Origin of the sequence: Streptomyces kebangsaanensis, from assembly GCF_001906585.1 — a bacterium.
Taxonomy (GTDB): domain Bacteria; phylum Actinomycetota; class Actinomycetes; order Streptomycetales; family Streptomycetaceae; genus Streptomyces; species Streptomyces kebangsaanensis.
The window spans coordinates 69,490-84,244 of the sequence record NZ_JUJA01000166.1 but is presented as its reverse complement, the minus strand read 5'-3'; the positions used below and the strand labels follow the sequence as shown (position 1 = coordinate 84,244).

The window sequence follows — 14,755 nt, the reverse complement described above, 5'->3', positions numbered from 1 at the left end:
GGGCCTGCAGGTCGCGGACGAAGAAGCAGTTGACCCAGACGGTGCCGGCGACGAGCTGCGCGGTGACGCGGTCGGCGCGCTCGCGGTCGCCGGTGGCGAGGGTGGCGGCCAGGCCGAAGCGGGTGTCGTTGGCGAGACGGACGGCCTCTTCCTCGGTGCTGAAGGTCTGCAGGGTCAGGACGGGGCCGAAGACCTCCTCCTGCACGATCTCCGAGTCCTGGGCCACGTCGGTGAGCAGCGTCGGCGCGTAGTACTGGCCGTCCCTCCGGTGGCCGCCGATGACCGCTCGGGCCCCGGCCTCCAGCGCCCGCCGCACGAAGCCGTCGATCTTCTCCAGCTGGCGGGGGTGGATGTTGGGGCCGATGTCGGTGGCCTCGTCGCGCGGGTCGCCCTGCACCAGCCGGGAGGCCTTCTCCACGAAGCGCTTCGTGAACTCCTCTGCGACCGTCTCCTCCACCAGCAGCCGGGTGCCCGCGAGGCAGACCTGGCCGGCGTTGTCGTACTGCTCCACCGCGAGGTCCACGGCGAGGTCGAGGTCGGCGTCGGCGAACACCAGCAGCGGGGACTTGCCGCCGAGCTCCAGGCTGAGCGGGGTGAGGTTCGCGGCGGCCGACTCGGAGATCCGCTTGGCCGTCGGGACGGAACCCGTGAAGCTGATCCGGCGCACGTCCGGGTGCGAGGTGAGCGCGTCGCCGATCTCCGAGCCGAGGCCCTGAACGACGTTGAGGACGCCGGCCGGGAGCCCGGCCTCGGCCGCGATGTCGGCGAGCAGCGAGGCGGTCAGCGGGGACCACTCGGCGGGCTTCAGGATCACCGTGTTGCCGGCGGCCAGGGCCGGGGCGACCTTCCAGGTGGCCAGCATCAGCGGCGCGTTCCACGGCGTGATCAGCACGCTGGGGCCGGCCGGGTCCCAGCTGACGTGGTTGGTGTGGCCGCGCGTTTCGAAGTCCTCGTGCTCCAGCTTCAGCAGCCAGTCGGCGAAGAAGCGGAAGTTGTGCGCGACGCGCGGCATGACACCGCGGCGGTGGGAGCGCAGCAGGGCGCCGTTGTCGGTGGTCTCGACGATCGCGAGGTCTTCGATCCGCTTCTCCACGCCGTCGGCGACGGCGTGCAGGATGCGGGCGCGTTCGGCGCGCGGGGTGGCGGCCCAGCCGGGGAAGGCGGCCTTGGCGGCGGCCACGGCCGCGGCGGCCTCCATCGCCGTGCCGCGGGAGATCTCGCCGAGTACGGCGCCGTCGATCGGCGAGTGGTCGGTGAAGGTCTCGGTGGAGGCGACGCGTTCGCCGCCGATCCAGTGCCGGGTGTCGACGGCGACTCCGGCGACGGTGGTGGTGTGGGTGTCGGTCATGTCCGGGTCTCCAGGGTGTGTCGTCTGCGGGTGCGTCACTCGGCGCCGGACGTGCCGGACTCCAGCAGGCGGCCGCCGTCCCAGACCACGCCGACCTGGCGGTAGTAGGCGGCGATGGGCTCGCGGATCTCCAGCCGGGCCAGCTCCTCGGTGGGAGCCTCGAACAGCTCCAGCTCGGCGTCGCCGACCCAGGGCTGCCCGCCCTCGAAGGAGGCGGCGCCGGACTCGATCAGCTCGTCCAGGGCGAGGCCCTTGCCCTTCTCGATGGAGGGCAGCCAGCGGTGGTGGGCCATCGGGTGGCCGTTGACGAAGCCGTTGGTCTCGGACGGCTCGCGCAGGGTGACCACGGCCTGGGCCAGGCGCCGGTCGGCGGCGGCCAGCGTCGCGCCGAACCGGGCGCCCGCCTCGATCCGCGGGGCGGGCCCGTAGGGGTGCGGGCGGGTCTGGTGGATCGAGCCGAGCTTCTTCGGGTAGCCCTGGTGCAGCCCGCGGGCGATCGCGAAGTCCTTGTCCACCCAGATGTGGACGCAGCGCGTGTACGTCTGCCCCTTGTACTTGCAGCGGACGACGGCGAAGGCCTCCTTGTACTGGGCGCGCACCGGGTCCAGCAGCTCCTCGCCGGAAGCCGAGCAGGACTGCCAGTCGGCCCAGATCAGCGCCACGGCGCCGGGGTCCTCGTCGGCGAGCTCCAGCGGCTCGGGCAGCAGTTCGCGCACGCGCGCCGGGTCGGTGCGGTACTCGACGGTGAGCAGGTCGCCGGAGTAGCGCCACGGCGGGGAGGGGATCAGCGACGAGGCGCCCGTCGCCGTCTTGGGGTGGAAGAATCCGCGGACGGTGGTCATGGCAGGCGTTCCTTATGCGGTGGGGGCGGGCAGCTTGAGCAGTTCGGCGCGGTAGCGGGCGGCGGCCGCGGCCGCGGCCTGGCCGCCGAGGGCGACGACGCCGACCAGGCGGCCGCCGGTGTGGTAGCCGACGAGCACGTCCCCGTCCGGGTCGCCGTCGAGGACCCGGACGTCGCCGAGGCCGAGTCCGGGTGCGCCGAAGGACTGCAGCCGGAAGTCGTGCTGGTCGCTCCAGAAGGTGGGCAGCGGCGCGAACGGGTCGGGGCCGGCGTCGGCGCCGCCGAGATGGGCGGCAAGCGCGCGGGCGGCGTGCTTGGCGGTGTCGGTGGGGATCGACCAGTGCTCGACCCGGCGGGGTACACCGTCGTAGCGGGCGTTGGGGAAGCGGGCGACGTCGCCGACCGCCACCACCTCGGGGCGTCCGCCGACGCGCAGGTGCTCGTCGGTGAGCACCCCGTCGGTGAGGTCGAGGCCGTTGCCGTCGAGCCACTCGGTGTTGGCGATGGATCCGACCGACTCCACCACGACGTCCGCGGGGAGCACGGTCCCGTCGCCGAGCACCACGCCGGTGACGTGGTCCGCGCCCTCGAAGCCGGCCACGCCGGTGCCGAGCAGGAAGTCGACTCCGCGTTCCTCGTGCCGCTTCAGCAGGGCCTTGGCGAGCAGGTCGCCGAGCGGCCCCACCATGGGCAGGGGCATCGGGTCCACGACGGTCACCCGGGCGGCGCCGAGGGCGACGGCCGTGGCGGCGACCTCGCAGCCGATGAAGCCCGCGCCCACCACGACCACCCGGGCACCGGGGCGGGTCAGGGCCTCGCGCAGGCCGCGGGCGTCGTCGATCGTACGGACGGTGTGCCGTCCATCGAGGGGGCCGGGGCAGCGCAGCCGGCGGGGGCGCATACCGGTGGCGACGACGAGTCCGGCGTAGGACAGGACCTCGCCGTCCTCGAGTTCGACCGCGCGACGGTCGGGGTCGGCCGCGACGACCCTGGTGCCCAGGCGCCACTCCACGTCGGCGACCGCGGCGCGGGGCCGGAAGGCCAGCGACTCGAAGGACGCCTTGCCGGCGAGCACCTCCTTGGACAGCGGCGGCCGGTTGTAGGGCATGTGGGGTTCCTCGCCGATCAGGGTGATCGGGCCGAGGTACCCGGCGGCGCGCAGCTGCTCGGCGGCGCGCAGGCCGGCCATGGAGGCGCCGGCCACGACGACGGGTGCGCTCACGGGCTCAGTCCTCGATCCGGATGGCCTGCAGCGGGCAGACGTCGGCGGCCTCCTCGACCTCGTCGCGCAGCGCGTCGTCGGGGTCGCTGACGTAGGCCAGACGGCCGGCGTCGTCGAAGCTGAAGACGTCAGGGGCGGCGAAGACACACTGACCGTGGTCCTGGCACTTGTTCATGTCGACGACGACCTTCATGGCCGGTCCTCCTGGTGCTGAGGGCGTCGGGGCGCGAAGCTGGGGGGAGATAAGGGGCCCGGACCGGATACGGCCGGGCCCCGGCCAACGGGGAGGGAGAAAACCGTCCCCGGACTCGTTTGGCTTCAAACAACATAAGAACCGGCCGGACCCTGGTCAATAGCTATCCGGATGGATAAATTTTTTCGACTTCCCCCTTGCGGTGAGGTGACAGGGCTCCATACCGTTTGGCATCAAACGTTGAGCGGTCCCTGCCCTCCCGCAGTGCGACGCCGACCCTCTTCCCCTTCTCCCAGCGCCCGCGCCGGCCTGGGAAGCGCCCCACATTCCCCCGAGGAGACACCGGTGAGCGCATCCGACTCCCCATCCGTCCGCCGGCACCAGGACCGGCTCGCCGCCGAGGGCATCGACGTGGTCCGGGTGACCTACCCCGACCTCATCGGCACCGACCGCGCCCGGGACGTCCTGCTGGAGCACCTGCCCTCGGTCTGCGACCACGGCCTGGCCTTCTGCCGCGCCGTCTACCACACCAGCCCGCAGGGCGACGTCGTCCCGGTCTCCGGCGGCCTGGACGCGGGCCTGCCCGACATCTGCGTGACGCCGGACCTCGACACCCTCGTGCCCCTGCCCTGGGAACCCGGCGTGGCGGCCTGCCTGGGCAACGTCACCGACCCGGCCACCGGGCTGCCCGCCCCCGAGTCGCCCCGTGATCTGCTCCGCGCCGTCCTCGACCGGTGCGGCCAGCACGGACTGCGCCCGGTGGTCGGCCCGGAGCTGGAGTACTTCCTGTGCGAGCCCGCGCCCGGCTCCCCGCGCGGCTGGCGCCGCTACAACGACGCCCAGGGCGTCGTCTACACCGCGGGCCTGCGCGCGGACGACGACAACCACCTGCTGCGCACCCTGCGTCTGCTGCGCACCGCCGAGCTCGGGGTGAGCAGCGGGAACCACGAGTTCGACGGGGGCCAGTTCGAGATCAACCTGACCCACTTGGCCGCCCTGTCGGCCGCCGACCGCGCCTTCCGCTTCAAGTCGGCGATCAAGGAGATCGCCCGCAAGGAGGGGCGCCTGGCCACCTTCATGGCCAAGCCGTTCCAGGAGGCGGGAGGCTCCGGCTTCCACCTCCACCTGTCCTGCGAGGACGACGGCGGCACCAACGTCTTCGACGACCCCGCGGCGCCCTACGGCCTGTCCGCGACCGCCCGCCACGCCGTCGCCGGCATCCTCGCCCACGCACCCGCGCTCGCGGCCCTGGCCAACCCGACGGTCAACTCCTACAAGCGCTTCGGCCCGGACACCCTCGCCCCCTGGCTGATCGACTGGGGCCTGGACAACCGCAGCGCCATGGTCCGCATCCCGCCCGAGCGGGGCTCCGGCTCCCGGCTCGAACTGCGCCTGGGCGACGCCAGCGCCAACCCCTACCTGCTCATCGCCGGGACCGTGGCCGCCGCCCTGCTCGGCGTCCTGGCCGGCGAGGAACCGCCGGCCCCGCTGGACGGATACGGCTACGACGCCGACCGGTCGGCCAAGCTCCCGGCCACCCTGTCCGCGGCCCTGGACGCCCTGGAGGCGGACACCGCGCTGGCCGACGTCCTCGGCAAGGACTTCACCGCCTCCTACCTCACCTACAAGCGCAACGAGGTCGAACGCTTCGAGCGGCACGTCACCGACTGGGAGTTCACCGAGTACGCCTACCACCTCTGACCATCCGCCCCACCCGTGACACCGAGTCGCGCCGGCACCGATCCCCGTGACGCCGAGGAGACGCCACCCATGACCACCCAGCCCCTGTCCGACGCCGTCCGCGAGCCGCTGCCGCTGGCCGACGTGAACCTCGCCGACCTGGACAACTTCACCGACGGCGTCACCCCCTGGCGCATGTTCCACACCCTGCGCCACGAGGACCCGGTGCACTGGCAGCCCGAGGAGGCGCCCAACTCCGGCTTCTGGAGCGTCACCCGGCACGCGGACATCGCCCGCGTCGACCGCGACGCCGAGACGTTCACCTCCACCAGGTTCGTCAACCTCGAGGAGGTCGACGACGACCAGATCAAGAAGCGCGCCTCCATCCTCGAACTCGACGGGGTCCGCCACCGCGCCATGCGCAGCCTGATCCAGCGCCAGTTCGGCGCGAGCGTGATCAACAGCTACACCGACTTCCTGCGCGGACTGACCGCGACCACCCTGGACGCGGCCCTGGCCAAGGGCACCTTCGACTTCGTCAAGGAGGTCTCCGCCGACTTCCCCATCAACGTGCTGGCCCGTCTCCTCGACGTGCCGCCGGAGGACAACCAGCAGCTCATCGACTGGGGCAACCGCATCATCGGCAACACCGACCCGGACTACGCCGACGTGCTCCTGAGCAGCGAGGAGAGCGAGAAGTACCGCGACCTGCCCTTCCGTTCCCCCGCCTCCCTGGAGGTCTTCGCCTACGGCCGGGAACTGGCCCGGCAGCGGCGCGGCGGCAACGGCACCGACCTGGTCTCCCAGCTGGTCAACGGCACCCCGCGGGACGGCGTCCCGCTGTCCGGACAGGACTTCGACAACTACTTCCTGCTGCTGGTGGTGGCGGGCAACGAGACGACCCGCCACACCATCACCCACTCCATGCTGGCCCTGCTGCAGCACCCCGAGCAGCTGGCCCGCCTGCAGGAGGACCCCTCCCTGATCCCCCACGCGGTCGAGGAGTTCCTGCGCTGGGCCTCCCCCGTCTACCACTTCCGCCGCACCGCCACCCGCGACGTGGAACTCGGCGGCAAGCACGTCAAGGAGGGCGACAAGGTCGTCATGTGGTTCGCCTCCGGCAACCGTGACGAGGAGGTCTTCGGCAACCCCTACGACTTCGACGTCGCCCGGCAGAACAACGACCACGTCACCTTCGGCAAGGGCAGCCCCCACCTGTGCCTGGGCAACCTGCTGGCCCGCACCGAGATCCGGATCATGTTCGAGGAGCTGATCCCGCGCCTCGCGGACATCAAGCTCGTCGGCGACGTGCCCCGGGTCCGCTCCAACTTCGTCAACGGCATCAAGCGGCTCCCGGTGGAGGTGACGCTCGCCTGACGCGCGTCCGCAACCGGGGCGGGCCGTCGCTCGCCCCGGTTGCGCGTGCTTGCTAGCCTGATTTTGTGCCGCTCATAAACAAAGTACGTCCGCACAGCGCCGTACGGGACGACACCCTCACCCGCCTGCGTACCGTCCTCACCGCCTTCTTCGCTCTGGACGGCTTCGTCTTCGCCGGCTGGGTGGTCCGCATCCCCGCGATCAAGCAACAGACCGGCGCCTCGGCCGGCGACCTGGGCCTCGCCCTCCTCGGCGTCTCCGCCGGCGCGGTGGTCACGATGGCCCTGACCGGCCGCCTGTGCCGCCGCTACGGCAGCCACCGGATCACCGTCGTGTACGCCGTGCTGCTCTCCCTCAGCATCGCCCTGCCCCCGCTCACCCACTCCGTCCTGGCACTCGGCGCGGTCCTGCTGGTCTTCGGGGCGGCGTACGGCGGCATCAGCGTCGCCTTCAACAGCGCGGCCGTGGACCTGGTGGCCGCGCTGCGCCGGCCGATCATGCCGAGCTTCCACGCCGCCTTCAGCCTCGGCGCCATGGTGGGCGCGGGACTCGGCGGGCTCGTGGCCGCGCACCTGTCCCCCACCCACCACCTGCTCGGCCTCACCCTGGTCGGCCTGCTCGTCACCGCCCTCGCGGGCCCCACCCTGCTGCGGCACGAATCCCCGGTGCCGGCGGAGCGCGTACGGCCCGAGGGGGACCGCCCACGGCGCCTGGACCGCCGTACCCGGGGACTCGTCCTGGTCCTGGGCCTGATCGCCCTGTGCACGGCGTACGGCGAAGGGGCCATGGCCGACTGGGGCGCGCTGCACTTCCAGCAGGACCTGGGCGCCTCTCCGGGCATCGCGGCGGCCGGCTACTCCTGCTTCGCCCTGGCGATGACCCTCGGACGGCTGAGCGGTACGGCCCTGCTCGAGCGGCTGGGCCGTACCCGTACGGTCGTGGCCGGCGGCGCGGTCGCCTCGGCCGGCATGCTGCTCGGCTCGCTCGCGCCGTCGGTGTGGGCGGCGCTGCTCGGATTCGCCGTCACCGGGCTCGGGCTCGCCAACCTCTTCCCGGTGGCCGTGGAGCGGGCCGGCGCGCTGGCCGGTCCGAGCGGCGTCGCGACCGCCTCCACCCTCGGGTACGGCGGCATGCTGCTCGGGCCGCCGGCGATCGGCTTCATGGCCGAGTGGACCTCCCTGCCGGCCGCGCTCACCAGCGTCGCCGTACTGGCCGCCGTCGCCGCCGCGATCGCCTTCGCGACCCGGCGGTCGGCGCGGGAGTGACGGGCGGCGCCGTGCCTCAGGTCAGCCGGCCGGGGAGCTCCGGGTGTTCGACCCGGCAGACCAGGGCGTCCTTGTCGACGTCCGCCACGATCGTGTCGCCGGGGTCGGCCGAGCCGCTCAGCAGCAGGGAGGCGATGCGGTTGTCCAACTCGGCCTGGATGGTGCGGCGCAGCGGGCGGGCGCCGAACTCGGGCTGGTGGCCGTGGGCGACCAGCAGCTTCTTCGCGGCGTCGGTGACCTCCAGCTCCAGTCCCTGGGCGCGCACCCGGCGGCGGCTGTTGTCCAGCAGCAGGTCCACGATCCGGCCGAGGTCCTCCTCGCTCAGGCCGTGGAAGACGATGATGTCGTCGATGCGGTTGAGGAACTCCGGCAGGAACCTCCCTCGCAGGTCCTGCATCAGCTGGTCCTTGATGCCGGCGACGTCGCCGTGGTGGGCCAGGATCCGCTGGGCGCCGATGTTGGAGGTCATGATGACCACGGTGTTGCGGAAGTCGACGGTGCGGCCCTGCGCGTCGGTGAGCCGGCCGTCGTCGAGGACCTGGAGCAGGGTGTTGAAGACGTCCGGGTGGGCCTTCTCCACCTCGTCGAACAGCAGCACGCTGTAGGGCTGCCGGCGCACCTTCTCGGTGAGCTGGCCGGCCTCCTCGTGGCCGACGTAGCCGGGCGGGGCGCCGACGAGCCGGGAGACGGTGTGCCTCTCCTGGAACTCGCTCATGTCGAAGCGGACCATGCGGTTCTCGTCGCCGAACAGCAACTCGGCGAGGGCCTTGGCCAGTTCGGTCTTGCCGACGCCGGTGGGACCGAGGAAGAGGAAGGAGCCCACGGGCCGGTTCGGGTCGCCCATGCCGGCCCGGCTGCGGCGCACCGCCTGCGCGATCGCGGTGACCGCCTCGTCCTGGCCGACGACCCGGGAGTGCAGGGCCTCCTCCAGCTTCAGCAGCCGCTCCTTCTCGCTCTCGGTCAGCTGGGCGACGGGGATGCCGGTACGCCGCGACAGTACGTCGGCGATGTCGTCGACGGTCACCTCGAGGACGCCCTCGCGACGCTCGGCCAGGCCCTCCAGCTCCGTCTCCACCTCGGCGATCCGGTCCTTGAGTTCGGAGGCCCGCTCGAAGTTCTCGGCGGCGACGGCCTGGTCCTTCTCACGGCGCAGCTTGGCCAGCCGGTCCTCGCGCTCGACGACCTCGGTGGACCGGCCCAGGGAGCGCAGGCGCACCCGTGCCCCGGCCTGGTCGAGCAGGTCGATGGCCTTGTCGGGCAGGAAGCGGTCGGTGACGTACCGGTCCGAGAGCTCGGCCGCGGCGACGAGGGCGTCGTCGCTGTAGCGGACCTGGTGGTGGGCCTCGTAGGAGTCGCGCAGGCCCTCCAGGATCTGCACGGTCTCCTCGACGCTCGGCTCGGGCACCATGACCGGCTGGAAGCGGCGCTCCAGGGCGGCGTCCTTCTCCACGTACCGGCGGTACTCGTCGAGGGTGGTGGCCCCGACGACGTGGAGTTCGCCGCGGGCGAGGGCCGGTTTGAGGATGTTGCCCGCGTCCATGGAGCCCTCGCCGGTGGCTCCGGCGCCGACGACGGTGTGCAGTTCGTCCAGGAAGAGGATCGTCGACTCGGAGGCCGCCTTGACCTCGTCGATGACGTTCTTCAGCCGTTCCTCGAACTGTCCCCGGTACTGGGCGCCCGCCACCAGCCCGGTGAGGTCCAGGGCGATCACCCGCTTGTTCTCCAGGGTCTTCGGCACGTCCCCGTTGACGATCCGCTGGGCCAGTCCCTCCACGATGGCGGTCTTGCCGACGCCCGGTTCGCCGATCAGGACGGGGTTGTTCTTCGTGCGGCGGGAGAGGACCTCGACGGTCTGCTCGATCTCCGCGGCGCGTCCCACCACCGGGTCCAGCTTCCCGGCCCTGGCCTCCTCGGTCAGGTCACGGCCGTACTGGTCCAGGGTCGGGGTGGCGCTCGGGGTCTCGCCCGCGCTCGGCGCGGTGTCGGGACGGGAGGCCGTGTCGGCGCCGCGCCGCACCTGGTCGGCCTCGATGCCGTGGGCGGCCAGGACGCGTGCCGCCGGGGCGCCCGGCGTGTCCAGGAGCGCGCCGAGGACGTGCTCGGGGCCGATGTACGACACTCCGGCCGCCCGGGAGTGCTCGTAGGCGCGCAGCAGCACGCGCTTGGCCGCCGGGGTCAGGCCGGGCTGTGCGGAGGGCATGCCGCTCTCGCCGGGCAGCGCCTCGGCGAGGTCCGCGCCGAGCCGGTCCGGGTCGGCTCCGGCCTGGGCGAGCAGCCCGCGGGCCGGCTCCACCTGGGTGCACGCCCACAGCAGGTGCTCGGTGTCCAGGTCGGAGCTGCCGTCCTCGGCCGCTCGCCGGGTGGCCTGGTTGATCAGCTCGCGCGCGGACTCGGTCAGCAGCCGCCCGATCGGCACGCGTTGCACCTGCGGGGGCGAGGCGGCGGGTGTCATGCCGAAGAAGCGGTTGAGGATCTCGGAGAACGGGTCAGGGCCGCCGAAGGAGGCGCCGAAGGGTGACATCGTCATGATCGCCGTCCGGGACAGGGAAGTGTGTCTCCCTCCACCCCAACCCACCGAATGGCCCACCGCAACGCGACATACGCCGACCCGGTGCCGTACGGGGCGGTGCTGTGCGCGGTGCACCGATGGGCCGCCGGTCGAGTGAGGCGGTCACGCCTGCTCTTCGGGGGGTACGGGACGCAGGCCCACCCCGTGGGCGAGCCGGACCACCGCGTGCCGGAAGAACGGCTCCCGGTCCTCCACCATCCGGTTGAACTGCCCGAACAGCTCGAATCCGACCAGCCCGTACAGCTGCGCCCAGGCGGCGACGAGCGCGGCCACCGCCTCGGGCGGCAGGCCGGGCGCGAAATCGGCGGCCATCCGCTCGGCCTCGCCGAGCAGTTCGGCGGGGAGCGGGGGCTCCGTCAGCCCGCCGTGCTCGTGGGCGTCGCGCACGATGCCGATGAGGAGCAGGCCGACACGGGCCGCGGCCGGGACGGTCGTCAGCGGCGCGGTGTAACCGGGCACGGGCGAGCCGTAGATGAGGGCGTACTCGTGGGGGTGTGCCAGCGCCCAGCCGCGTACCGCCTCGCACACGGCGGTCCAGCGCGCGAGGGGCTCGGCGCCGGCCACCGTCTCGTGCGCGGACTCCGCCGCCGCGCCCAGGGAGTCGTAGGCGTCGATGATGAGCGCGGTCAGCAGGTCGTCGCGGCTGGGGAAGTACCGGTACAGCGCGGAGGACACCATGCCCAGTTCACGGGCCACGGCGCGCAGCGAGAGCTTCGCGGCGCCCTCCTTCGCGAGCTGTCCGCGCGCCTCGTCCTTGATCGCCGCGGTGATCTCCGTCCTGGCCCGGGCGCGGGCGCCTTTCACGGTGCTCATGGGAGGAGTGTTCCACGGTTCTGGAGCGGCGCGCACTGAACGGAGCGGTGGACCAAAAAGAGAGCACCGCTCTTGCAATGGATCACCGATCCGTTGCAGACTGCTCTCGAGCGAGAGCACTGCTCTCCCAATATGAGTGGGGGTCACCATGTCGTCGTCACCGTCGCCGTACTACCTCAAGGGCAGCCGGATGAACGCCCGCTTCAACAGCGTCGTCGGCCGGCTCGCCCGGTACGGGATCAGCCTCGCCGGCTCCGCCGAGCTGACCGTGCGGGGCCGCAGGAGCGGCGAGCCGCAGCGCATCCCGGTCAACCCGCACACGTACGAGGGCACGCAGTACCTCGTCTCGGCCCGCGGCCACTCCCAGTGGGTCCGCAACATGCGCGCGGCGGGCGGCGGAGAGCTGCGCGTCGGGCGGAAGGTGCGGACGTTCACCGCGGTGGAGCTGCCCGACGCCGAGAAACCACCGGTCCTGCGGACCTATCTGGAGCGGTGGGGCTGGCAGGTCGACGAGTACTTCCGGGGCGTCACGGCGAAGTCCTCCGCCGAGGAGATCGCCGCGGCCGCCCCCGACCACCCGGTCTTCCGGATCACGGTCACGGACTGACCGGGTCCTCCGCGCCGGGCGCGGCGGGCGCGGCCGGCTGCCGGTCCAGCGCGGTCAGGGCGCGCTGGGCCATGGGGTGGCTGCGGACGAGCTCGCCGAGGGAGGTCGAGCCCCGCGTGATGTCCCTGAACGCCCTCCAGGCGGGCCGGAAGCCGGTCAGGGCGGCGTGGAAGACTCCGGGCCGGCGCGCGAACACCGACAGCATCCGCTTGCCGACGGCCATCTCGACGCCGAGTCCGGCCTTGATCGCGAACGCGTAGTTCAGGGCCTGGCGCCGGGCGTCCACCGCGTCGTGCGCCTCGGCGATGCGCACCGCCCACTCCCCCGCGAGCCGCCCTGACCTGAGCGCGAAGGAGATGCCCTCGCGCGTCCACGGCTCCAGGAGCCCGGCCGCGTCCCCGCACACCAGCACCCGGCCCCGGGAGAGCGGCGAGTCGTCGGCACGACAGCGCGTCAGATGCCCGGAGGAGACGCTCGGTTCGAAGCCGGCCAGGCCCAGACGGCCGATGAAGTCCTCCAAGTACCGCTTGGTGGCGGCGCCTTCACCGCGAGCCGAGATCACGCCGACGGTCAGCGTGTCGTCCTTGGGGAACACCCAGCCGTAACTGCCGGGCAGCGGCCCCCAGTCGATGAGCACCCGTCCCCGCCAGTCCTCGGCGACGGTGTCCGGCACCGGGATCTCCACCTCCAGACCCAGATCCACCTGGTCCAGCTTCACCCCGACGTGGGCTCCTATGCGGCTGGCGCTGCCGTCCGCGCCGACCACCGCGCGCGCGAGCACCGTCCCGCCGCCCTGGAGCACCACGGCGACCGTACGCCGGTCCGGCACCGCCGAGCCGTGCTGCTCGACCCGCGAGACGGTGACGCCCGTACGCAGCTCGGCGCCGGCCTTCTGCGCGTGCTCGACGAGCTGCTGGTCGAACTCGGGCCGGTTGACCAGCCCGAACAGCATCTGCCTGGAGCGGCGGGTGCGGGTGAAACGGCCGCCCAGGGAGAAGGACACCGCGTGCACGCGGTCCTTCAGCGGAAGCTCGAAACCCGGCGGCAGCGCGTCGCGCGAGGGGCCGATGATCCCTCCGCCGCAGGTCTTGTACCGGGGCAGTTCCGCCTTCTCCAGCAACAGCACGCGCCGCCCCGCGACCGCCGCCGCGTAGGCGGCCGAGGCACCCGCGGGTCCCGCGCCCACCACGACGACGTCCCACACCTGCCTCTCGTCGTCCCGCACGTCGTCCGCCGAAGAGTTCTCGCTGCTCACGATGGTCTACCGCTCCCGATCTACCCGGCTGCCGCTGCTGTCTGTGGCATCCTACGGCGGTCCTCGCCACGGGCCGCTGTGGGAGGATCGGCAGCGTACGTGCCCCGTACAACCGGGCCGTGCCTACCCTGACACGATCATCCGTAACACAGAAGTGCTCGGACGTATCACCCCGGATACTCCCGAGTGCGACGTCGCACCCGCAAGGAGCGTGCCCATGTCGTCGAATCCGGTCGCCGAGACCGTCGCCTCCCTCATGCCCGGGGCGCGGGCGGAACTCGCCGAGCTGGTGGCCTTCCGGTCGGTGGCGGACTTCGACCAGTACCCGAGGAGCGAGAGCGAGGCCGCCGCGCGCTGGATCGCCGACGCGCTGCGCGCCGAGGGCTTCACGGACGTGGCCCTGCTCGACACCCCGGACGGCACCCAGTCGGTGTACGGCCATCTGCCCGGTCCCGAGGGCGCGAAGACGGTCCTGCTCTACGCCCACTACGACGTGCAGCCGCCGCTGGACGAGGCCGGCTGGACCACCCCGCCCTTCGAGCTGACCGAGCGCGACGGCCGCTGGTACGGACGCGGCGCCGCCGACTGCAAGGGCGGCGTCATCATGCACCTGCTCGCGCTGCGCGCGCTGAAGGCGAACGGCGGCATACCGGTGAACGTCAAGGTGATCGCCGAGGGCTCGGAGGAGCAGGGCACCGGCGGCCTGGAGCGCTACGCCGAGGAGCACCCGGAGCTGCTGAAGGCCGACGCCGTCGTGATCGGCGACAGCGGCAACTTCCGCGTCGGCCTGCCCACCGTCACCGCCACCCTGCGCGGCATGACCCTGGTCCGCGTCCAGGTCGACACCCTCGAAGGCAACCTGCACTCCGGCCAGTTCGGCGGCGCCGCCCCCGACGCGCTCGCCGCGCTGATCCGCGTCCTGGACTCGCTGCGCGCGGAGGACGGCTCGACGACGGTGGACGGCCTGGCGGGCGACTCGGTGTGGGAGGGCCTGAGTTACGACGAGGAGCAGTTCCGCAAGGACGCCAAGGTGCTCGACGGCGTGGAGCTGATCGGCTCCGGCACGGTCGCCGACCGCATCTGGGCCCGCCCGGCCGTCACCGTCCTCGGCATCGACTGCCCGCCGGTCGTCGGCGCCACCCCGTCCGTGCAGGCCGGCGCCCGTGCCCTGGTCAGCCTGCGGGTGCCGCCGGGCGTCGACGCGGCCGAGGCGACCAAGCTGCTCCAGGCCCATCTGGAGACCCGTGTCCCGTGGGGCGCCCGGGTGCGCACCGAGCAGATCGGCCAGGGCCAGCCCTTCCGCGCCGACACCACCAGCCCGGCCTACCAGGCGATGGCCGACGCGATGGCGGCCGCCTACCCCGGCCAGGAGATGCAGTACGCCGGCCAGGGCGGCTCCATCCCCCTGTGCAACACCCTCGCCGCGCTCTACCCGCAGGCCGAGATCCTCCTCATCGGCCTGAGCGAACCCGAGGCGCAGATCCACGCCGTGAACGAGAGCGTCTCCCCCGAGGAGCTGGAGCGCCTGTCGGTCGCGGAGGCACTGTTCCTGCGCAACTACGCGGCGGGCTGAGTCACCGCCCCG

11 protein-coding genes and 1 pseudogene are annotated in these 14,755 nt (G+C 72.5%); 5 read left to right on the top strand and 7 right to left on the bottom strand.

Translation table 11 applies throughout. From position 1 onward, the window contains the following. The 4 genes and pseudogenes from RH94_RS34475 to RH94_RS34460 form a co-directional block, all read right to left on the bottom strand. A pseudogene (locus RH94_RS34475) lies at nt 1-1,348 on the bottom strand (aldehyde dehydrogenase); the annotation flags it as partial. 35 nt (nt 1,349-1,383) lie between these two features. Continuing rightward, on the bottom strand, nt 1,384-2,190 hold the full coding sequence (locus tag RH94_RS34470) for an acetoacetate decarboxylase family protein (RefSeq protein WP_073952236.1): 807 nt from the start codon (nt 2,188-2,190) through the stop codon (nt 1,384-1,386). A gap of 12 nt (nt 2,191-2,202) precedes the next feature. Continuing rightward, nucleotides 2,203-3,411: an NAD(P)/FAD-dependent oxidoreductase gene (locus RH94_RS34465; RefSeq protein ID WP_073952235.1), complete on the bottom strand. Its 1,209-nt coding sequence runs from the start codon at nt 3,409-3,411 to the stop codon at nt 2,203-2,205. Nucleotides 3,412-3,415: 4 nt separating this feature from the next. After that, nucleotides 3,416-3,604 carry a ferredoxin gene (locus RH94_RS34460; RefSeq protein ID WP_073952234.1) on the bottom strand — a complete coding sequence of 63 codons (189 nt, stop codon included), beginning with the start codon at nt 3,602-3,604 and terminating at the stop codon, nt 3,416-3,418. Between the two features lie 345 nt (nt 3,605-3,949). On the opposite strand from RH94_RS34460, the gene RH94_RS34455 reads away from it, so the two are divergent. The 3 genes from RH94_RS34455 (at nt 3,950) to RH94_RS34445 (ending at nt 7,926) form a co-directional block, all read left to right on the top strand. Further along, a complete protein-coding gene (locus RH94_RS34455) occupies nt 3,950-5,305 on the top strand; it encodes a glutamine synthetase family protein (RefSeq protein ID WP_073952233.1) in 1,356 nt (451 codons plus the stop codon). Between the two features lie 69 nt (nt 5,306-5,374). Beyond that, the gene (locus RH94_RS34450) at nt 5,375-6,661 is read left to right on the top strand and encodes a cytochrome P450 (RefSeq protein ID WP_073952232.1); all 1,287 of its coding nucleotides are present in this window, start codon (nt 5,375-5,377) and stop codon (nt 6,659-6,661) included. A 65-nt stretch (nt 6,662-6,726) separates the two neighbouring features. Next, nucleotides 6,727-7,926 carry an MFS transporter gene (locus tag RH94_RS34445; RefSeq protein WP_073952231.1) on the top strand — a complete coding sequence of 400 codons (1,200 nt, stop codon included), beginning with the start codon at nt 6,727-6,729 and terminating at the stop codon, nt 7,924-7,926. Between the two features lie 16 nt (nt 7,927-7,942). Here RH94_RS34445 and RH94_RS34440 read toward each other — a convergent pair whose 3' ends face one another. Both RH94_RS34440 and RH94_RS34435 read right to left on the bottom strand, forming a co-directional pair. Next, nucleotides 7,943-10,453 carry an ATP-dependent Clp protease ATP-binding subunit gene (locus RH94_RS34440; RefSeq protein ID WP_073952230.1) on the bottom strand — a complete coding sequence of 837 codons (2,511 nt, stop codon included), beginning with the start codon at nt 10,451-10,453 and terminating at the stop codon, nt 7,943-7,945. A gap of 144 nt (nt 10,454-10,597) precedes the next feature. Beyond that, nucleotides 10,598-11,308 (bottom strand): TetR/AcrR family transcriptional regulator, encoded by a 711-nt coding sequence (locus RH94_RS34435; protein WP_073952229.1) that lies wholly within the window; start codon nt 11,306-11,308, stop codon nt 10,598-10,600. A gap of 148 nt (nt 11,309-11,456) precedes the next feature. Between RH94_RS34435 and RH94_RS34430 the strand changes: the two genes are divergently transcribed. After that, nucleotides 11,457-11,915: a nitroreductase family deazaflavin-dependent oxidoreductase gene (locus tag RH94_RS34430; protein ID WP_073952228.1), complete on the top strand. Its 459-nt coding sequence runs from the start codon at nt 11,457-11,459 to the stop codon at nt 11,913-11,915. Here RH94_RS34430 and RH94_RS34425 read toward each other — a convergent pair. Further along, nucleotides 11,905-13,170 (bottom strand): geranylgeranyl reductase family protein, encoded by a 1,266-nt coding sequence (locus tag RH94_RS34425; RefSeq protein WP_073952227.1) that lies wholly within the window; start codon nt 13,168-13,170, stop codon nt 11,905-11,907. The genes RH94_RS34430 and RH94_RS34425 overlap by 11 nt on opposite strands. A gap of 217 nt (nt 13,171-13,387) precedes the next feature. Between RH94_RS34425 and RH94_RS34420 the strand changes: the two genes are divergently transcribed. Continuing rightward, nucleotides 13,388-14,743, top strand: coding sequence for a dipeptidase (locus RH94_RS34420; protein WP_073952226.1), 1,356 nt, complete (start codon nt 13,388-13,390; stop codon nt 14,741-14,743). Nucleotides 14,744-14,755 lie beyond the last annotated feature (12 nt).